The sequence below is a fragment of the candidate division TA06 bacterium genome, assembly GCA_004376575.1.
GTDB lineage: Bacteria > Hydrothermota > DG-26 > E44-bin18 > E44-bin18 > E44-bin18.
Genome location: SOJN01000075.1, coordinates 69,795 through 88,932, shown reverse-complemented (window position 1 = coordinate 88,932; position 19,138 = coordinate 69,795). Strand labels below are relative to the sequence as shown.

Annotated in this window: 18 protein-coding genes and 1 tRNA gene; all 19 read left to right on the top strand. The window is 50.2% G+C overall.

The window, feature by feature from the left end; genetic code table 11:
• The first annotated feature begins 308 nt into the window (after nucleotides 1-308).
• The 19 genes from E3J62_06585 (at nucleotide 309) to E3J62_06495 (ending at nucleotide 19,136) form a co-directional block, all read left to right on the top strand.
• Nucleotides 309-1,757, top strand: a complete 1,449-nt coding sequence (locus E3J62_06585; GenBank protein ID TET45830.1) for a hypothetical protein — start codon at nucleotides 309-311, stop codon at nucleotides 1,755-1,757.
• Nucleotides 1,758-1,871: 114 nt separating this feature from the next.
• Nucleotides 1,872-2,333 (top strand): NUDIX domain-containing protein, encoded by a 462-nt coding sequence (locus tag E3J62_06580; protein TET45829.1) that lies wholly within the window; start codon nucleotides 1,872-1,874, stop codon nucleotides 2,331-2,333.
• An 18-nt stretch (nucleotides 2,334-2,351) separates the two neighbouring features.
• Nucleotides 2,352-2,858: a DUF3795 domain-containing protein gene (locus E3J62_06575; protein ID TET45828.1), complete on the top strand. Its 507-nt coding sequence runs from the start codon at nucleotides 2,352-2,354 to the stop codon at nucleotides 2,856-2,858.
• Between the two features lie 167 nt (nucleotides 2,859-3,025).
• Entirely contained in the window at nucleotides 3,026-4,861 is a 1,836-nt protein-coding gene (locus E3J62_06570; protein ID TET45827.1) for a T9SS type A sorting domain-containing protein, read from the top strand.
• Nucleotides 4,862-5,030: 169 nt separating this feature from the next.
• Entirely contained in the window at nucleotides 5,031-5,945 is a 915-nt protein-coding gene (locus tag E3J62_06565; protein TET45826.1) for a hypothetical protein, read from the top strand.
• Nucleotides 5,946-6,229: 284 nt separating this feature from the next.
• On the top strand, nucleotides 6,230-6,685 hold the full coding sequence (locus E3J62_06560; protein ID TET45825.1) for a phosphatidylglycerophosphatase A: 456 nt from the start codon (nucleotides 6,230-6,232) through the stop codon (nucleotides 6,683-6,685).
• Nucleotides 6,682-7,920, top strand: coding sequence for a competence/damage-inducible protein A (locus tag E3J62_06555; protein ID TET45824.1), 1,239 nt, complete (start codon nucleotides 6,682-6,684; stop codon nucleotides 7,918-7,920). Before E3J62_06560 ends, E3J62_06555 begins: the two co-directional genes overlap by 4 nt.
• Nucleotides 7,921-8,117: 197 nt before the next feature.
• Complete coding sequence (thpR, locus tag E3J62_06550) at nucleotides 8,118-8,678, top strand: RNA 2',3'-cyclic phosphodiesterase (GenBank protein ID TET45823.1); 561 nt, start codon at nucleotides 8,118-8,120, stop codon at nucleotides 8,676-8,678.
• A gap of 18 nt (nucleotides 8,679-8,696) precedes the next feature.
• Entirely contained in the window at nucleotides 8,697-9,743 is a 1,047-nt protein-coding gene (gene recA, locus E3J62_06545; protein ID TET45822.1) for a recombinase RecA, read from the top strand.
• Nucleotides 9,744-9,761: 18 nt separating this feature from the next.
• Nucleotides 9,762-10,412 carry a hypothetical protein gene (locus E3J62_06540; protein TET45821.1) on the top strand — a complete coding sequence of 217 codons (651 nt, stop codon included), beginning with the start codon at nucleotides 9,762-9,764 and terminating at the stop codon, nucleotides 10,410-10,412.
• A complete protein-coding gene (gene alaS, locus E3J62_06535; GenBank protein TET45844.1) occupies nucleotides 10,390-12,984 on the top strand; it encodes an alanine--tRNA ligase in 2,595 nt (864 codons plus the stop codon). The genes E3J62_06540 and alaS overlap by 23 nt, the downstream gene beginning before the upstream one ends.
• Nucleotides 12,974-14,149, top strand: a complete 1,176-nt coding sequence (locus E3J62_06530; GenBank protein ID TET45820.1) for an NAD(P)/FAD-dependent oxidoreductase — start codon at nucleotides 12,974-12,976, stop codon at nucleotides 14,147-14,149. Before alaS ends, E3J62_06530 begins: the two co-directional genes overlap by 11 nt.
• A 5-nt stretch (nucleotides 14,150-14,154) precedes the next feature.
• A complete protein-coding gene (locus E3J62_06525; GenBank protein ID TET45819.1) occupies nucleotides 14,155-14,916 on the top strand; it encodes a geranylgeranylglyceryl/heptaprenylglyceryl phosphate synthase in 762 nt (253 codons plus the stop codon).
• 38 nt (nucleotides 14,917-14,954) lie between these two features.
• Entirely contained in the window at nucleotides 14,955-15,689 is a 735-nt protein-coding gene (locus tag E3J62_06520; GenBank protein ID TET45818.1) for a spore coat protein, read from the top strand.
• A gap of 46 nt (nucleotides 15,690-15,735) precedes the next feature.
• Nucleotides 15,736-16,593, top strand: coding sequence for a dTDP-4-dehydrorhamnose reductase (gene rfbD / locus E3J62_06515; GenBank protein ID TET45817.1), 858 nt, complete (start codon nucleotides 15,736-15,738; stop codon nucleotides 16,591-16,593).
• A 16-nt stretch (nucleotides 16,594-16,609) separates the two neighbouring features.
• Nucleotides 16,610-17,161 carry an SIS domain-containing protein gene (locus E3J62_06510; GenBank protein TET45843.1) on the top strand — a complete coding sequence of 184 codons (552 nt, stop codon included), beginning with the start codon at nucleotides 16,610-16,612 and terminating at the stop codon, nucleotides 17,159-17,161.
• On the top strand, nucleotides 17,161-18,012 hold the full coding sequence (gene ispE / locus E3J62_06505; GenBank protein ID TET45816.1) for a 4-(cytidine 5'-diphospho)-2-C-methyl-D-erythritol kinase: 852 nt from the start codon (nucleotides 17,161-17,163) through the stop codon (nucleotides 18,010-18,012). The genes E3J62_06510 and ispE overlap by 1 nt, the downstream gene beginning before the upstream one ends.
• A gap of 37 nt (nucleotides 18,013-18,049) precedes the next feature.
• A tRNA-Gln gene (locus E3J62_06500) sits at nucleotides 18,050-18,120 on the top strand.
• Between the two features lie 71 nt (nucleotides 18,121-18,191).
• Nucleotides 18,192-19,136, top strand: coding sequence for a ribose-phosphate pyrophosphokinase (locus E3J62_06495; protein TET45815.1), 945 nt, complete (start codon nucleotides 18,192-18,194; stop codon nucleotides 19,134-19,136).
• The last annotated feature ends 2 nt before the right edge of the window (nucleotides 19,137-19,138 follow it).

Genomic DNA, 19,138 nt, shown 5'->3' with positions numbered 1-19,138 from the left:
GTGGATTTGCCCAGCGGCGTCGAGCAACTTGGTTTTTGGAGCTCTGGTGGTCATTTTCGGTGCTCTGGCCCTCTGGAGTTACAGCAAGGCAAAGAAAAAAGCAGCCTGAGACTGAGCTCCAAGGTAATAAGTGAAAAGGCAAGAAACCGACAGCCGCATTCTGGGCAAAAGTTCAAAAGTTTACACGTGCCTGCCCCGTTTCTCGCGCAGCGAGACACACGGGGCCTGCCCGGGGCGTTCCACGGTCCCCCGCTTCGCGGGGTCCGCATGCCGACTGGTCTCATCGTAGTTGCCAGGAGGAGATGACCGTGAGTGAAACGAGACACTTCAGCAGAAGGGTACTTGGTGTTCTTTTCATTATTTTTTCTATGTACCCATTGGCCTTTTTACGCAAGGCCTTAACATACTACGACAAAGATGGTCTGCCCATGCTCTGGGTGGGTGCAAGGTGTACGAATTTGTTCTTTCGTGCACTACTGCGGGAGCTACCGATGCTCACGGTCCTGGTGGTCCTGTGGGGAGCGTGCGTCTATTTGATCATGGGCATAGGAATACTAAGACGTAGACACTGGACGCGCTATTTGGCCCTGATATTGTTGATAGACGTCCTGGCAAGTGTGCTGTGGAACCACTGGGTCTTATGTGTCACCATGCCGTACCTGTCCTACACTGCGGCATCATTGCCACTTATCGCTGCGGCCCTTTTCTTTCTTATCAAGACGAGAACCAGGGCAGAACCTGGGTCTGCACCGAAGAGGGTGGGATTGGCGCCGAGACTTCTGGTTGGTCTATCGATACTCCTTGTTGTCCTTAAGCTCCTGCCTGCGCCTTTGTTCATGTGGATTATGAAGACCGAAAATCAAGATACCCTATCATGGGTTAATCGCAGACCCCAAAAAACGGTATATGAGAGTAAGGACTACGAGCACATAGATGCTGGTTACAAAAGGAAAGAAGTATTCGGCTACAGTATTTGCTTACCAGAGAATCTCACTCTACTCTCAGCAGGCCTGGCTCATCGTTCCACGGCACTGATCGTTAGGCTACGGGGTACGGATAGTGAGGGTAGAGAAATCGGCTACTGGCTGACCAGTCAGACACGGTGGGAGAGCGTGTTCCGTTGGGCGAGTTATTACTATCTCTTCAGCAGCAATTCGTACGCGTGCGAGAAAGCGCTGAGCTACCCGAGTTGGAGGCCGTTACACTTATGGTTGAAGACCAGCCTGTCGGATGAGATTGATTGGGGATTCGACCGCATAGAAGATGCGAGGTCCCCCGAGTGGCGGGGTTTCTTGAGGACATATCCCCGGAGATCGTGGATAGGCTCTAGAGTGAAGTCTTCGCTCTATGACTTCGGAAATGAATCCTCCGCGGAGGTCACAATCGTTTTCGAAGACGAATCCGCAACAACAACTCTAGCCGCGCACATATTATCATCAGTCAGATTTGATGTCAGTCATATCAGCGCTGAAGAGCATTTCCTCCGCGCGAAGACGGCGCAAGCAAAGGGCGAGCTTGGCTATGCTGCAATCGATCTCGTGAATGCGATGTATGTTGCTCCGGAAAACCCAGAATATGCCTACTGCCTGGCAGATATGTTGATGGGGATGCTGGATAAGGACAAAGATCCCCTTGGCTCTGGGCTTCGTCTCGGTGATGCTGAGGGATTGCTGAGACGCGCTATCAGACTAGACCCGGCATATGAAGAGGCGTTGGAGCTGGAGGGTCGAGTAAAGAAAATCTACGGAGATGAATGACATCTCAGCTGGAAACGCACCAGATGAGAACCGGTCGCATACCTTTGTCAAAGCTGGCTCTAGATATGTCTGTCAGTTGCAATGAGCAATTATTCATCGAATCTGGGAGGTTAGATGAGTCAGATAAGAAATTCGGCAAAGGCCATTATTGTCAGAAACGGCAAACTGTTGACGATGAAGGGAGTCGATAATAAGGGGGATTACTACCTGTTGCCAGGAGGTGGACAGGGGTTTGGTGAAACGCTTCAACAAGCGTTGATCAGGGAGTGCAAAGAAGAAGTCAACGCGGATGTGAAGGTAGGGGAATTGAAATTTGTGCGCGACTATATTGCCGCGCATCACGAATTTGCATTCTTCGAAAATGAGGTTCACCAGGTCGAATTCGTGTTTGTGTGTGAACTTGCCGGTGACGAGAACGTAGGCGTGGGCAGAATTCCAGATGCAGATCAGATTGGTGTTGAGTGGTTAGAAATAGAGAAATTGATGAAGTATCGCCTTTATCCAATGGCAATCAGAGAAAGGATAATGAACCTCGAGAAAGAAGAACAACCGGTCTACCTGGGTGACATCAACTGAAAAACAAAGGGGTCAATCATGAAGTCAGAAGACCTGATAGCTTACTGCGGGGTTTCTTGCGGGACTTGCGCAAGGTGGTGCGACTATTCAGAATTCAGGACGCTTGCAGCGGTTCTTGCCGAGTGGGTAGATGCCCAGGGCTATCAGTTCTGGATGCCTACATACGCAAAAGACTTTGATTACACTGAGTTTAGAAAAGGCTTGGACTTCTTCAGCAGGAACGACACCTGGCTCGTGTGTCATAATTGTTGCAAAGGTGGCGATGGAAATCCTGAGTGTGAGATCCGGAAGTGTTGCGAGAAGCGTGGGCTCAATCTGTGCTTCGACTGTGAAGAATTCCCATGCGACAAGGTTGAACGTGACAAGAAAATGGTCAAGAGAGGGGAAAAATACAGGGAGCTTGGTAAGGATGAATGGGTGAGGCAGCAGGCAGAAAAGGCAAAGCAAGGCTTTGAACTCCACACTGGAAAGTACTATCAAATCTACGCAAAAGAACACCCACCACCCCACAGCTCCAACGGATGACTGGCTGAGAGATCATGTCCCTTGAGCCTGCTCTGTTTTCACTTGACAAACTACAGATTGAGGACTAAAGGATTAGGGTAGTCTCTGTGTTTTAGGCAGCACAGAAAGGGCCGTCTACATTCGCCCGTCCGAGAAGAATCACTGAACCCTGCAACAAGGAGGGAAGCATGTTGAGAGGCTTGTTTCTTGGGTTGTTGGGGATGGTGGTGTTAGGAACCCGGGTGGGAGCTGAAGTAGAGCGCGATCTCTCGATCGATTTTCTTTTGTCTCCGGCTGAGACTCTCTACCATGATGATGGAACTCCCGAAAGCTACGAGGGTACATGGGATGCCATGTGCGAGCGTATGCCTGCCCCTTCTTCCACACCTTATCCGTTTGACATCATCGCTGTTCGATGGAACGCATTTGACACAAGCTCTTTCACCTTCCACATCTGGGGCGACGACGGAGCAGGCGGGTTGCCCGGGACTAGCCTCTTCTCCCAGGTCGTCAACCCACCCTCTTCCGGTTGGTTTGAAATAACCATCAGTCCTCCGGTAACCATTGCCGATGGTTTTATCTACATTGGATGTCTGACCGCTGTGGGAATCGGATTTGATGAAACTGACCCCGACAGCAACCAGGCATACTGGGACTACGGGCTTGGCTGGGAACCCATATGGTGGACGGGTCCATACGGTGACTTTCTGATTAGAGCGATCATCGAGCCTACTCCGCTCCAGAACGATGTTGGCGTAGTGGAGATAGTCGTTCCAGACACCCTGATAAATCCACACGAACCTCTCGATCCAAAAGCAATAGTGCAAAACCACGGTGTGCTTGACCAGGATTCATTCCCCGACTTATGCACGATCGACTCCGCTGCGATAAATATCTACGCCGACATTGAAAGCGTCTTCGCCCTGGCCTCTGGCGAAACTACTACGGTGATATTCCCGACCTGGACCCCCGGTGGCCCTGGAAATCTGTACGAGGTCTCTATTTGCACGGACCTCACTGGAGATGAACTTCCTCAAAACGATTGTCTTGGAAGGTCATTTCGCACCATCCTTCACGATGGTGGCGTCGATGCAATTCTTCAACCCCCTGACACAGTCTTCATCGACCTGGGCTACTATCCAGTGGCGACTGTGCACAACTATGGGAATGTGCCCGAGTCACTCGAGGTGATCTGTGCCATTGACTCATATGAAGACACCTTTCACGTGACAGGACTGGCACCTGCTGCTTCGCTTCCCTGTACCTTTGGTGTCTGGCAGGTTCCTATTGCTGACAGTACTCTCTATCAAATGACGGTCGCCAGCGTGGTCATCGGTGACTCTAACGCTGCAAATGACACCCTTTCCAAGGTCATATTCGCCTACAATCCGCATGACGTCGGTGTGGACTCCATCCTCAGTCCTCCCGACTCAATAGATCCAGACTCTGCTTACTCTGTAACGGTCTTGGCTACAAACTTTGGGGAGGTGACCGAGGACTCCTTCTGGGTCAAATGCATCGTCGACGACGGCTATATCGACTCACTTGAGGTTTTTGGGCTGGATGCTGGCACTTCGGATACCCTCGATTTCGCCTTGTGGACACCCATCTCGCTTGGTCCGTGGACAATGTGTGTGTATGTTCTGCTCCCGTTTGACCGCAATGTTGTAAACGACAGTCTGTGTGTGATGATCTATGAGATGGTCGGTGTGGAAGAGTCGTCCAGAACTCCTATGCCGAAAGTCTTCGCACTTTTGCAGTCGAGACCGAATCCATTCGCCCCAGCAACCACCATCCTGTATCAGATACCGGCTGGAGAAGACGTGAATGTGAGCCTCAGGGTCTATGACGTATCGGGAAAGCTGGTGAGGACTCTGGTTGACAAAACAGAATGTCCAGGTTACAGGTCAGTTGTGTGGGATGGGAGAGACGGGTCTGGCAAAACGGTAGCCGGCGGAATCTACTTCTACCGACTGCGGGCCGGCCACTTCACATCAACAAGAAAGATGGTGGTTATTAGATAATCAGAGATCTCCGAGAATACCTGCGAAGAGTAGAACCCTGGCAGTTAGGGACGGTGCTTGACATTTGACATTTTGCATTCTTTCGTTGTTTCCCTGTGCCCGGTTCTCCCTGTAGTGCATAGACTTATGCAATGGGCTTAGGGACGGTGCTTGACATTTGACAAAATGGATGTATAATCGGGCTATGCGAAGAGCAAGACTCACCTACAAAGGCGCGTATCATCATGTCATGAACAGAGGGATAAAAGGAGAGAACATATTCGGCGACAAAAGAGCCAAGGCCTACTTCTTGAGCATCCTCGATGAGAAATCAGAGAAACAGCGGATCAGGATTTTTGGCTACTGCATCATGCGGAACCATTATCATATCGTTTTGCAGAACTCATCGGGTAAGTTGTCGGAGTTTATGAAACAATTGAACGGTCAATACGGAATCTACTACAGAAAGAGAATGGGAGGAAAGGGATATGTGTTCCAGGGCAGGTTCGAGTCAACATTGATACAAGACGATAGATATATGGAAATGGCGATTTTGTACGTATTGCTGAATCCTGTTCGCAAAGGAATAGTCCGGGACCCTTGGAATTATGAGTGGTCTAGCATAAGACAGTATTTTGCCAGAACAAAGCCGTCATTCATTGACACAGAACTTGTAGAGGAGTTGTTCAAAGAGAAGAGAATCTTGAAGCATCTACTAGTGGAGTGGGCTGGAAGAGATCTGCCGGTGAAGAAGACCAGGGCGGGGTATGTTCTAGGAGAAGACAGCTTCATTGAGAAGGCAATCAGGAAATTTGACCGCAGGAAGAAGGAAGAAGGATCAAAAAGGAGGAGAAGGCACGAATATGAGTTAGAGTCTGCGGAGAAAGTAATAGAGGATTTCGAGAAAAACATAGGGTCAAAGATAGAAGGGATTGATGTGGAAAGTCGAAAGGGGAGAGTATTGAGAAACGAATTGCTGGTCTTGCTTAAGGATAGGGCAGGCCTGACATACTCAGAGATAATACAATATCCTCTATTTCAGAATTTGAAGTATTCGTCACTCGGCCAATTGTACAAGAGGATCAAGGAAGAAGAAAAACGATGAAATGTCAAATGTCAAGCTGAAAATCCTTCGAGTATTCGGAGCCTGTCCTTCGTAGCTCGTCAGAGCGAAGGAGGGGGCACCGTCCCCACCCGGCGCGCGTAAGTTCTTGAATTACAGATACAAAGAAGATGAGCGAAATCAGGCAAAGGGGCAAAATGTCAAATGTCAAGTTGAAAATCCTTCGCGAAGTCGGAGGGCACCGTCCCCAAAGCTGAGAAACGGATTGACAGGGGGGGTGGGGGGTGGTAGGGTAGTATGGAGCGGCGCAAGGCGAAAGGCGGAGTGTGGGACGGGTCGAGAAGGTAGTAGCCTCGCTTTTCTTTAGTGGGTATTTTCCCCTTTTTCCGGCCACAGTAGGTAGCGCAGTCACCTGTGTGGCGTACTGGTTTCTTTTCCCGGAGAATCCTTATCTACAAGCAGGTCTCATTGTTGTTGTCTTTTTTGTAGGAGTCTATCTCTCATCCAGGCTGATCAAGGAATGGGGGCCTGACCCCAGAAGAGTTGTCATTGATGAGACCTGCGGAATGCTCGTTGCTCTTTTCATGGTCCCGAAATCGCTCTTGCTCGTGATAATCGCATTCCTTCTGTTCAGATTCTTTGACATAGCCAAGCCTTTCCCCATCAGGAGATCGCAGAGGCTCAAATCCGGGTGGGGTGTTGTGATAGATGATCTACTGGCGGGCATATATACCAGACTGGTGCTTCTTCTGGTCTATTTTGCTTGGAGTCGACTGGCATGAATGTAGAGGTAATTTCGATCGGAGATGAGCTTCTCCTAGGAACAGTGGTGGACACCAACTCAGCATACATTGGGAGAAGGCTCGCTGAGGTCGGTGCGGAAGTAACCTACAAGACTACGGTAGGCGATGATGCCTCGATGATTGAGAACGCTGTCAGGCAGGCTCTGGAGAGAGCTGATGTGGTGATTGTCACCGGAGGACTTGGCCCAACCCGTGACGACATTACGAAGAAAACAATAGCCGGGATACTCAACCGACCGCTCGTGCTGGACGAGTTGATCCTCAAACGGGTGAAGGAGCACTTTGAGAAGAGAAATATTGAGATGCCGGCCATCAACACCAATCAGGCCATGGTGCCCAAAGGTGCGAAGGCATTCGCAAGCCCTCTGGGTACAGCTCCGGCAATTATTATTAAAGAAAAGAACTCGCTGCTGGTGATGCTTCCTGGTGTGCCTTCCGAGATGAAGTCTCTCTTTGATGAACACATACTTCCTGCGATTGCGGAGAGAGCAAAGGGAATAGTGATTGTGCACCGAACACTGCACATATGTGGCATCACGGAGTCGAAGATAGAACAGATGCTTACGGGCAAAGTGAGAGGACTCGCCAGGGGTGAGATTGCATACCTTCCTCAGCACACAGGAGTAGATCTGAGGCTCACCGCGCGTGCGGTCTCAAAGGAAAAGGCACTGAAAAAGATAAAGAGCATAGAGGAGAAGATCGAGGGTGTGCTTGGGGAGGCTGTCTGGGGGAAGGACGATGACACCCTTGAGCAGGTTGTCGGCTACCTTCTTTCGATGAAGCGCAAGACAATATCTCTTGCTGAATCGTGCACAGGCGGTCTCATCATGGACATGATCACCAATGTGCCGGGAAGTTCATCTTACTTCATTGGTGGAGTGGTAGCGTATTCGAATGAGATAAAGACGAATAAGCTGAAGGTGCCAAAGTCCTTCCTGAAAGAGTCTGGGGCGGTGAGCAAGGAAGTCGCGCTCGCGATGGCTGAAGGGGTGAGAGGATACGCCTCATCCGACATAGGGCTTTCAGTCACCGGCATTGCGGGCCCATCGGGCGCTACCGCGGACAAACCAGTCGGACTTGTCTGTCTCGCCCTGGCCTGGGACGGCGGCTGTGTGTTTGAGCAGCACAATTTCCTGGGATCAAGAGGACAGATCAAAGAACAGAGCGCTGTTACTGGCCTGGACATGGTCAGAAGGCACCTTTTGGGGCTTTGATTCACGGGCAAAATGTCAAATGTCAAGCACCGTCCCCGAGCTGATAGCGTAAGTTCTTGCGTTCCAAGCACAAATAATGTCAGCAAAATAACACAAAAGGGCAAAATGTCAAATGTCAAGCACCGTCCCCAAAGCAGAGCGTCTGGGAACAGTTTTTCTCTTGTCTGCGTGGGGTTTTGGTGTTAGACTAACTAAGTATGGTCAGGATGTTCATTGCCGTTAGGGTATCTGATTCTGTTAGACAGAGTCTGACCAGCCTGATAGGAGAGCTTAGAAACTCAGGCGCCGATGTGAAATGGGTTGCACCGGAGAATCTGCACCTGACCATGAAGTTTCTGGGGAATGTTCTGGAAACGAGGGTCGATGAAATGGCCGACGCCGTTTCCAGGGCGTGCGAAGGGATTTCTCCTTTTGAGATGTCTCTGGAAGGCGTTGGGGCTTTCCCCAGTATCAGCCGGCCAAAAGTAGTCTGGGTAGGGGTGATCAAGGGCAAAGATGTTCTGATCAATTTGAATAAGAATATTGAAGTGGAGCTTGAGCCTATTGGCTTCGAGCGGGAGAGGCGAAGGTTCTCTCCCCATCTGACGATTGGAAGGTTGAGAAGAGAAGGACGGCCGGGCGACTTAGCGGACAGGCTGAGTATGGAGTTCAACGGCGGTGAGTGTGTTGTAGAAAGCGTCTACCTTATGAAGTCTACGCTCACGCCGAAAGGACCCATCTATGAGGAGTTGAAGCACGCCACTTTGAAGCATAACTGACTGAAAAGAGAGGCAATAATGGCGAAGAAGGACGACAGTAGGGGTAAGGCTGTTGAGATGGCCGTATCTCAGATAGAGAAGCAGTTCGGGAAGGGTTCAATAATGAGGCTGGGAGATCCCGGGGCTAGGATTTCGGTCGATACGATACCGACAGGTTCGCTCGCGCTTGATACAGCACTTGGCATAGGAGGTGTTCCAAGGGGTCGTGTCGTGGAGATATTTGGGACAGAGGCCTCTGGCAAGACTACCATAGCTTTGCACATCATCGCAGAGGCTCAAAAGCTCGGGGGTACAGCGGCGTTCATCGATGCTGAGCATGCACTGGACCCCATATATTCCAGGAGACTGGGTGTGGATGTTGATCAACTTCTCATCTCTCAGCCTGACACGGGAGAGCAGGCGCTGGAGATTACAGAAATGCTGGTCAGAAGCGGAGGAGTCGATGTTACGGTTATCGATTCTGTTGCAGCGCTGGTCCCCAAAGCCGAGATAGAGGGAGAAATGGGTGATGTTCATGTTGGTCTTCAGGCCAGGCTGATGTCCCAGGCGCTAAGAAAGCTGACCGCCGTGATAAGCAAGTCAAACACATGTGCCATTTTTGTCAATCAGGTGAGATACAAGATAGGTGTGATGTTTGGCAATCCCATGACAACTCCTGGAGGGCTGGCTCTGAAGTTTCACTCATCGGTAAGACTACAGATAAGAAGGACAAGCGCAATCAAGGTAGGCGACCAGAGCGTTGGGAACCAGGTCGTCGTCAGAGTAGTAAAAAACAAACTTGCGCCTCCATTCAGGGATGCAACCTTTGACATATATTTTGGTGAGGGGATCTCCCGTGAGGCCGAGGTGCTAGACCTTGGCGTTGAAAATAAGATTGTTGAGAAATCAGGGACCTGGTACAGCTACGGCGATGAAAGGATAGGCCAGGGCAGAGACAACGCAAGATCATTTCTGAAGGAGAACCCTTCGGTTCTGGCTGACATAGAGAAGAAGGTTAGAGAAGCACTTGGCCTTCCTATTGTTAGAAAGAAAGCCGAAGCCGCGAGGCCCAAGGAGGAAAGTTAGCGTCAGTAGCATGCCCACATGAGCAAAAGCATCACCAAGATCGAGGTTCAGAAGAAGCGCTCAAACAGGCGCTCGATATTTCTGGACGGAGATTTCTTCTGTGGTGTGGATGAGGAGGTGATATCGAGGCTTGGCCTGATAGAGGGAATGGAGGTAGATGAAGAAGAAATCGCCCGAATAATCCTGACCGAAGAGAAACTGAAGGCAAAAAGATACGCATTGAACCTCCTCTCATATAGAATGCGTTCAAGACATGAGTTGGCGAGCAGGCTCAAGCAAAAAGGTTTTGATGAAAATACGATTGATGAACTGGCAGATGATCTTGAAGATGTTGGACTAATAGATGACCTTGAGTTCGCGAAGTCGTGGATCAGAACCAGGATGGAGTTGAATCCGAGGTCTTTCTATGCAATAAGGAGGGAGCTGCAAAAGAAGGGCGTAGAGAAGGAGATTGCAGGACAGGCAGAGAACGAGTTAAAAGGTGAGTTCGACGAGAAAGGAATTGCTCTCTCTTTGGGCAGAAAGAGGCTGGCTTCACTCAAGGGGCTTGAGGCGAGGGACCTCAAGCGCCGACTATTGGGTTATCTGTCAAGACGAGGCTTCAGCTACGAGATTTCGAAATGGGTGATTGAGCATCTGAAGGATGATCGAGAGAATGACATCGAATGAACTGAGAAAAAGATTCTTTGAATTCTTTGAGGAAAGAGATCACAAGATCGTAGACGGTTCGCCTCTTGTTCCTCAGAGAGATCCCAGTCTTCTGTTTACCAGTGCGGGTATGGTCCAGTTCAAGTCTTACTACACTGGGCTCGTACCTTTGCCTTATACCCGCGCTGCCTCAGTGCAAAAATGCTTGAGGGTGAGCGACCTAGAAAGTGTCGGCAAGACCGTGCGGCACAACACCTTTTTCGAAATGCTGGGTAACTTTTCCTTCGGCGACTACTTCAAGAAAGAGGGGATTGAATGGGCATGGGAGTTCCTTCTCGAGGTTCTCAAGATTCCAGTAGAGCGGCTCTCAGTGTCCATCTATGAAGAAGATGACGAAGCTTACGATTTGTGGCACAAACATATCGGCTTAAACAGTTCGATCATCTACAGACTTGGCAAGGAAGACAACTTCTGGGGTCCGGCTGGTGCCACCGGGCCATGCGGACCCTGTTCTGAAATCTTCTATGACATGGGAGAAGAATTTGGATGCGGGAAGGAGACCTGCCAGCCGGGGTGTGACTGCGATAGGTACTTTGAATTGTGGAACCTGGTCTTTCCTCAATTTGAAAAGACGGAAAAGGGCCAGATGATTCCTTTGGCGAACAGGGGGATCGATACTGGTATGGGTATGGAGAGGCTCGCAGTCTCCATGCAGGGCGGCAATAGTATATTCGATACGGATCTCTTTTCTCCAATAATCGATGAGGCGGTCAGGGCCCTCGACGTGAGTTACTCAAAAGATAAAGTAGCTTTCAATGTAATAGTTGACCACATAAGAGCTCTCACATTTGCATGTGCCGAGGGGGTCATACCATCGAATGAAGGCAGGGGGTATGTTCTCAGAAGACTACTACGGAGAGCGCTAAGAAGGGGAGTATTCCTCGGGACCGAGGAACCTTTCCTGTATAGACTTGTGGGGACGGTCACAGATGTGATGAAGGAGCCTTATCCTGAACTGGTGGAGAGAAGGGAACAAGTGTCCTTGATCATAAAGAGTGAGGAGGAAAGGTTTTTCAGAACCCTGAATCAGGGCCTGGCGCTGTTCGAGGAGATAACTTCCACTGGCAGTGGTGTAATATCCGGCGACGACGCCTTCCGACTGTACGACACCTATGGTTTTCCCATAGATATGACATTGGAGATTGCCGGGGAGAGAGGTCTTCGAGTCGATCTCAAAGAATTCGAAGAGAAGATGGCTGCTCAAAAAGAGAGAGCAAGAGCTGCCTCCAGGTTTCAATCGGCAGACATGGGAGAAGGTTGGGAGGGTCTGGAGGGAGAGGAAGCCGAGTTTGTAGGCTATGAGAGAATCTCGATTCAGGCACGGATTATTGGATGGCGAGTAAGCAATGGGGACGTGGAAATGAGACTGGACAAGACTCCATTCTACGCAGAGGCGGGCGGGCAGGTTGGCGACACAGGCCGAATATACTCTGATGATTTCGAGGTGAAGGTGACCAACACAATATGGACAGATCATGGAGTAGTCCATGTGGGGAAACTGGAAAGGGGTGAGGTTAAAGGCGGGACGGTGACAGCTGAGGTTGACTGCGAGAGGAGGAAAGACATTGCCAGAAACCATACAGCGACTCACATTTTGCAGGGTGTCCTGAGGGTCGTCCTGGGAAAGCACGTCAGGCAGGAAGGTTCGCTTGTGGAGCCTGAAAGACTCAGATTTGATTTTACCCACTACAATCCGTTGACAAGAAGAGAGATTGACCGGGTAGAAGAGATGGTAAACTCCAAGGTGAGGGGGAACCTGTCTGTTGTGTCTGTAAACACCACCTATGACGAAGCGACCAAAGGGATGGGGGCTATCGCCCTGTTTGGTGAGAAATATGGTGATGATGTGAGAGTCATGAGGGTAGGTGACTTCTCCGCCGAGCTCTGCGGCGGAACGCACCTTGATGCTACTGGCGAAATCGGATTGTTCAGGATTGTCTCTGAAAGTGCAGTTGCAGCCGGCATAAGAAGAATAGAGGCAATGACGGGAAGAGGAGCCTACGAGCACATGAAGAAGGAGGAAGAAGTACTTTCTAGAGTTTCGGATGCTCTGGGTTCTACGACGGAAGACTTAGAAAACAAGCTTCAAAAACTTCTCCAGGAACAGAAGATCCTGAAGAAAAGGGTGAGACAGCTCGAATCCAAACTGGCATCAGCTTTCGCCGTGAAACTTGTGGGAAAAGCAAGGTTGGTAGAAGGGATACAGGTGATGGCCTCGAGGGTTGAGTTCAGTGACATAGTCGGCCTGAGACAAATGGCTGACCAGGCCAGGGCAAGGGTCAAGGGGAAGTGTGTGGGTGTGTTCGGATCCGAAATAGAGGGAAAGGCGGTCTTTGTTGCTTTTGTTACAGATAATTTGACAAATCGGCTAAAGGCGGGTGATGTGGCAAGAGAGGTGGCGAAGGTGACTGGAGGCGGAGGTGGTGGGAAGCCTACTCTTGCAGAGGCTGGAGGCAAGGACGTCGGGAAGATTGATGAGGCAATAGGCCGTGTTCCTCAAATAGTGAAGGATCTGCTCAAAAGTGCTCGATAAGGAATACGATATTGTGGTTGTGGGTGCAGGCCCAAGTGGGTCCATGGCAGCGAAGGTAGCAGCCGAACTGGGTGCGAGCGTTCTTGTTGTGGAGAAGAAAAGGGCCATTGGCGTCCCGGTTGCCTGCGCAGAGGGGATAAGCAAGCCTGTTCTCAACTCGCTGATGGCGCCAAAACCCTCCTGGATAGCGACTGAGGTTGTGGGGGCCATAGTGACAACTCCCAGCGGCCGCTCTTGCAAGATAGAACATCCAGATGCAGGCTATATACTGGAGAGGAAGATGTTTGACAGGGATCTTGCGGCCATGGCAGTACAGGCGGGTGCGTGCCTGTTGACCAATGCTGAGGTGGTTGGGCTTCTGTCAGAGAATCACAGGGTCGTGGGAGTTGAAGTTTCACACAGGGGTAACAAGAAGGTGGTTCGTTCAAAGGTGTTGATCGGTGCAGATGGCGTAAATTCAAGGGTTGCCCGGTGGACGTCGATATATGGGGAACTGTTGCCAGAAGACTATCATGCCTGCGCCGAGTACCTTCTGGGGAGGGTTGAGGTCGATCTCGGATATACAGAGTTCCTTGCCGGTAATGAAGTAGCACCTGGGGGTTATGCCTGGATTTTTCCCAAGAGCGAAGCCACTGCCAATGTTGGCTTGGGCATATCTCCGCACCTGACGAAGAAGAAACCGTTTGAATATCTGGATGAGCTTGTGGAAAAGAGGTTTCCGCATGCCAGCAAGCTGGAAACAATATCAGGTAGTGTCCCAACATCTCCTGCAGACCGTCTGGTGGGTGATGCCGTTATGCTGGTGGGGGATGCTGCCAGGGTGTCAGACCCGATGACAGGCGCAGGCATTGCGAATGGACTTTTTTCAGCAGCGATTGCAGGCAGAGTTGCGGCCCGATGTTCTAAAGAAGGCGATGTATCCAGAAAGGCGCTCTCCCAATATGAGAAGGAATGGAACAAAAAGCATGGCAAGGACCTCAGGTATAGAGCCAGGGCGCGCGAAGTTTTCCTCAAATTAACAGACGATGATTTCGAAACAATCTTTGACTTTGTGGAGAAGTATTTCGATGGAAAGATCGTGAGGGAACTAAGGCCGCGGCAGCTCGTGGTCCCATTGATAAAATCTTCTCCAAGATTCCTGGCGCTTGCCAGGCACCTTATGTGAAATCCATGGAATCTCAGTCGGGTTCGGTATTCAAGTATCTTATGGATTCGGTCAGGAAGAACGGTGCTGGCTATTTTGTTCTTCTTGACCCTGAAGGTAGATACAGTCTCAGGATAGAAGATGTCGTTACGTCAATAACAAAGAATGGTGCAGATGCAATACTCATTGGTGGATCGTCTGTGCGCAGGCGAATCTTCGATGACTTCGTAACGAAAGTGAAATCCAACACAAACCTTCCCATCATCGTCTTCCCCGGCAACGCAGATCAGTTGAACGAGAACGCTGATGCCGTTTTTTTTCTTTCGCTGGTCAGTGGGAGAAACCCAAGATATTTGATAGAGGAACATGTGAAGGCAGCACCCATAATAAGAGAGATGGGCCTTGAAACGATTCCTGTGGGCTACATCATCGTTGGTTCAGGATCCCAGACGTCGGTTGCCGTGGAGAGCCGAACAGATCCCATAGACAGAGATGACATTGATTGTGCTGTTGCACATGCACTGGCCGCCAAGTATCTGGGCATGAGGATGATATATATGGATGCGGGAAGCGGAGCAAAACTGTCGGTGCCTGAAAAGATGATAGAGAAGGTGAAGTCAGAAACCGGACTTCCCCTTATAATAGGGGGTGGGATCAGAAGTCCTGAGAACGCGAGCAAGAAGGTGGAAGCTGGGGCCGACTTCGTGGTGACCGGAAACATGATAGAACAGGATCCAACTCTGGTGGCGGAATTCAGACAGGCCATACATAGAAAGCCTGAGAATTAGAAAACTGAAGCTTACGGGTGCCTTGCAAGGAGGTTCATGTGCGAGGGGTTATTCTTGCTGGTGGTCTGGGGAAGAGGCTCTATCCCCTGACCAAGATTACGAACAAGCATCTATTGCCTGTCTATGACAGGCCGATGATATACTACCCCATACAAACGCTGGTAGATGCGGGCGTAAGAGAGGTACTGCTAGTCACTGGTGGCAACAGTGCCGGCGATTTTCTGAGACTGCTCGGCGATGGAAGAGGGTTTGGCCTTGTGAGGATACAGTATGCCTATCAGGAAAAAGAGGGAGGGATCGCCCAAGCGGTGGGGTTGGCGGAGCACTTTGCTGAGGGTGGGAAGATAGTGGTCATGCTTGGCGATAACCTGCTGGAGAAGTCGATAGCCTCCTCTGTCCGGAAGTTCAGGAAGCAGAAGAAAGGAGCAAGGATACTTTTGAAAGAGGTGGATAAACCCCAGGACTATGGTGTCGCCGAGATTAGAGGAAAGAAGATTGTGAGTGTGGTGGAGAAACCCAAGAGACCGAAGTCACATTTTGCAGTGATTGGAGTCTACATGTACGATTCGAACGTGTTTGAAGTAATAAGAAAGTTGAAACCTTCAGGAAGAGGGGAACTGGAAATAACCGATGTGAACAACGTCTATATCAAACGCAGTCAGATGTGTTACGATGTAGTTGATGGATGGTGGGGAGATGCCGGCTCATCCATCGATGGTCTGCTGCAGGTGAATAACAAGGTGAGAGAGATGAGGCGGAAGAGAAAAAGATGAATGAAATTTCAAATTACGAATTACAAATGGTGGGCGAGAAGAGGGAATGAGGGTATTGGTGACAGGGGCAGCGGGGATGCTTGGGAGAGCTCTTTGTGAGAGTTTGAAGGAAGCCCATGCTGTCACAGGGGTGGACATAACCGACTTTGATCTCTCTGAAACGTCTTGCACAGCAATGATAGTCAAAACGCGACCTGAGATTGTGTGCCATCTTGCCGCATTCACCCATGTTGATGATTGCGAGACCGATCCCGAGAAGGCATATCGGTTCAATGTGGTGGCCACAAGGAACGTTGCTGTTGCCTGCAAGGAGGCTAAGTGCCCGATGCTTTACGTGAGCACTGACTATGTGTTTGACGGTCAAGCAGACAGACCCTACTCGGAAGATGACAAACCCGGCCCGTTGAACATGTATGGAAGAACAAAACTGATAGGAGAATGGTTTGTGGAGAGGATTGTCAGTCATAACTATACAGTCAGATCCTCCTGGCTCTTCGGAGAGGGAGGCCGGAACTTCGTGGAGAAAATCCTGACTCTTGCCGGAGAGAAGGAATTCCTGGAAGTGGTGGACGATCAGAGAGGGAATCCGACATACACAAAAGACCTGGCGTTGGCCTTGAAGAAGATAATCGAGACAAAGAAATTCGGCATCTACCATGTGACAAACAACGGGGAGTGCAGTTGGTATGACTTTGCAGTGAGTATCTGCAAGCAAGCAGGTATTAAGGGTTGTACAATAAAGAGGATAAAGACCAGCCTTTCGGCAAGGCCAGCAAACAGGCCAGCCTATTCAGTTCTGGACAATAAAACTTATGCTCAGACCTTCGGAGGATATTTGAGGAGTTGGGAAGAAGCTTTGGAGGAGTATCTGGATGGACGGAGCGGAGGTGGATCAAATGGTTGAGGACAAATCCAGGATGATTAAGTCTGTACTCGAGGAAAGCGCTAAGGTGAAACTGGGACTCTTAAGGCTAGCGGATGAGATTCTGGAAGCTGCGAAGCTTCTGGTTGATGCGATCAAGGCCGGCCACAAAGTGATGCTCTGCGGGAACGGGGGTAGCGCTGCGGATAGCCAGCACATCGCCTGCGAGCTTGTTGGGAAGTTCGCGAAAAAGAGGAAGGCCCTTCCGGCAGTCGCGTTGACCACAGACACCTCCATACTCACGGCCGTTCCCAATGATGAAGGCTTTGATGTGCTATTCTCAAGACAGATCGAGGCTCTGGGCGGGCAGGGAGATATCCTTATTGCCATCAGCACAAGTGGAAAATCGCCTAATATCCTCAAGGCTCTTGAAATGGCACACAGTATGGGGATCCATACGATTGGCCTTACCGGCGAGCACGGAGAAAAGATGGCCGAGAACTGCGAGCTCCTCATCAAGGTCGGATCATCTTCTGTTGCCCGCATTCAAGAGTGTCACATCACCATTGGCCACATACTATGTGAGCTTGTCGAGTCGGAGTTCGCCTGATGCCCCTGCTCAGCATGAAATCCTGTGCAAAGGTGAACCTTGGTCTTCGCATCGTGGGGAAGAGAAGCGATGGTTACCATGATGTTGAGACGATTCTTCAAACGATAGACTTGAGTGACGAGATTGAGATTGATGAGACGAGTGCAGGGATAGAGGTGGTCTGCGACACTCCCGGTGTCCCTGAGGGACAGGAGAATCTAGCTTTTGCCGCTGCGAAGATGACGCTGGAAGCTGCGGACTCGACCAGGGGGGTGAGGATAAAGATAGACAAGAAGATACCTTCGGGAGGAGGCTTGGGTGGTGCGAGCTCAAATGCAGCAGCGACGATAAAAGGCTTAAACCGCCTGTTCGATCTTGGCTTGGACGAGGAGAAGATGTGTGGAATAGCGAGGATTCTGGGAAGCGATGTGCCCTTCTTCATAAGAGGAGGGACTGCGCTGGCAACTGGAAGGGGCGACAGGCTGCAACGCATGGATGTAAAAAAGCAGCTGAATCTCGTAGTTGTCTTTCCCGGGTTTCCCATCTCTACCGGTTGGGCCTATCAAAAGGCGAATTCGGGGTTGACACGACCTGACTTTGATATTAAGATTTTGGCCAGCGCGCTCGAGCGGGGGGACTTATCCACCCTTTGCAAAAGGCTTTATAACTCTTTTGAGGAGGTGGTATTCGGACATTATCCGGATCTGTTTGACATGAAGAAAATGATGTTACAACTGGGAGCTTTAGGCGCCCTGCTCTCTGGTAGCGGTTCATGTGTTTTCTGTGTAGTCGAGGGGAGAGACTCTGGTCGAACAATTGTATCACAGTTCACCAAAGAAGGACTGGCTGCTTGGGAGACTACAACATGCTGATGTGGATTCGTTCGAATCTTGATTTGACATGGATCTTTGGGGCGTCGGCAAGTGGCAAGCCCCGGGATTTTGGTTCCCGTAACGGAGGTTCGAATCCTCCCGCCCCAGTTCTGAGTTCACATTCATAGACTGTCGTCTCTGGCGCGGACTGGAGACGGCGAAAAAGTTGGGAAGGGGTTATGGCTGGAAAGATTAAGATATTCTCTGGCAATGCTCACGAAAATCTTGCTTTGAAGATATGCAAGAACTTGAGTAAGAAGCTGGGCAAAAGACCGACAGATCGGTTTGCTGATGGCGAAATATGGGTGAAGCTGAGTGAGAACGTGAGAGGTGAAGATGTATTCATAATACAGCCCACCTTTCCTCCTGCTGAAAATCTTCTTGAACTCCTCCTGTTGATAGATGCGGCAAAGAGGGCTTCGGCTTCAAGGGTGACTGCGGTGATTCCCTATTTTGGGTACGCGAGGCAGGACAAAAAGGATGAACCAAGAATGCCCATCTCGGCCAAACTTATTTCGAATTTGATATCGACTGCCGGCGCCGACAGAGTCCTGACCATGGATTTACACGCAGACCAGATTCAAGGCTATTTTGATGTCCCTGTTGACCATCTATATGCGGCTCCTATTTTTGCCCAGCATGTAAGGAGAACACAAAAGAATCTCAAAAGGTTGGTTGTGGTCTCGCCGGACTTGGGTGGCGCCAAGCGTGCGAGACACTTTGCCAACAGACTGGGACGTGTTGGGGTGGCAGTGATAGAGAAGCAGCGCCCACGGCCAAATGTCTCTGCGACTTTGAACGTAATAGGGACTGTGCGTGAAAAAGACTGCCTGCTTCTTGATGACATACTGGACACTGGAGGCACGGTAGTCAGCGCCTGCGCTGCTCTCAAGGAAGCTGGCGCCAGAAAGATTTTTGTCTACTGTGTACATCCGCTTCTTTCGAAGGATGCTGTGAAAAAAATCATCAAGGGGCCAATTGACGATGTGGTAGTAACCGACACTATCCCTCTGAGAGACGGTGTTGCGAAGAGAAAGTTCAATGTGGTATCCGTGTCTAGACTTCTGTCTGAGGCGATCAGAAGAATTCATGAGAACAGGTCAGTAAGCAGCCTTTTCAAATAGAA

Excerpts from the sequence above, each read along its gene's own strand:
- E3J62_06580 (TET45829.1), top strand. The coding sequence starts at position 1,872 with ATGAGTCAGATAAGAAATTCGGCAAAGGCCATTATTGTCAGAAACGGC.
- E3J62_06575 (TET45828.1), top strand. The coding sequence starts at position 2,352 with ATGAAGTCAGAAGACCTGATAGCTTACTGCGGGGTTTCTTGCGGGACT.
- E3J62_06570 (TET45827.1), top strand. The coding sequence starts at position 3,026 with ATGTTGAGAGGCTTGTTTCTTGGGTTGTTGGGGATGGTGGTGTTAGGA.
- E3J62_06565 (TET45826.1), top strand. The coding sequence starts at position 5,031 with ATGTATAATCGGGCTATGCGAAGAGCAAGACTCACCTACAAAGGCGCG.
- E3J62_06555 (TET45824.1), top strand. The coding sequence starts at position 6,682 with ATGAATGTAGAGGTAATTTCGATCGGAGATGAGCTTCTCCTAGGAACA.
- thpR (TET45823.1), top strand. The coding sequence starts at position 8,118 with ATGGTCAGGATGTTCATTGCCGTTAGGGTATCTGATTCTGTTAGACAG.
- recA (TET45822.1), top strand. The coding sequence starts at position 8,697 with ATGGCGAAGAAGGACGACAGTAGGGGTAAGGCTGTTGAGATGGCCGTA.
- E3J62_06540 (TET45821.1), top strand. The coding sequence starts at position 9,762 with ATGAGCAAAAGCATCACCAAGATCGAGGTTCAGAAGAAGCGCTCAAAC.
- E3J62_06525 (TET45819.1), top strand. The coding sequence starts at position 14,155 with ATGGAATCTCAGTCGGGTTCGGTATTCAAGTATCTTATGGATTCGGTC.
- rfbD (TET45817.1), top strand. The coding sequence starts at position 15,736 with ATGAGGGTATTGGTGACAGGGGCAGCGGGGATGCTTGGGAGAGCTCTT.
- ispE (TET45816.1), top strand. The coding sequence starts at position 17,161 with ATGCCCCTGCTCAGCATGAAATCCTGTGCAAAGGTGAACCTTGGTCTT.
- E3J62_06495 (TET45815.1), top strand. The coding sequence starts at position 18,192 with ATGGCTGGAAAGATTAAGATATTCTCTGGCAATGCTCACGAAAATCTT.